This is a genomic window from Bradyrhizobium sp. Kon69, from assembly GCF_055807515.1.
On the sequence record NZ_JBVVOS010000470.1, the window covers coordinates 1 to 253 of the forward strand.

1 protein-coding gene is annotated in these 253 nt (G+C 59.3%); it reads left to right on the plus strand.

Annotated elements, in window-relative coordinates; all coding sequences use genetic code 11:
- Positions 1-253: aldehyde dehydrogenase family protein (locus AC0L3U_RS39850; protein WP_473365189.1), on the plus strand; the 253-nt coding region annotated here is incomplete at both ends.

Genomic DNA, 253 nt, shown 5'->3' on the forward strand with positions numbered 1-253 from the left:
TTCTTTGAACCGACGGTATTGGCGGACGCCACGCCGGACATGTTGATCTTCCGGGAGGAAACTTTTGGCCCGGTCGCGCCCGTATTCCGCTTCAAGACTGAAGAGGAAGCGATCCGCCTTGCGAACGATACCGAGTTCGGACTTGCGGCCTATTTCTACGGCCGCGATATCGGACGGGTCTGGCGCGTTGCCGAAGCGCTCGAGTACGGCATCGTCGGTATCAACGAAGGCCTGATCTCGACCGAGGTTGCAC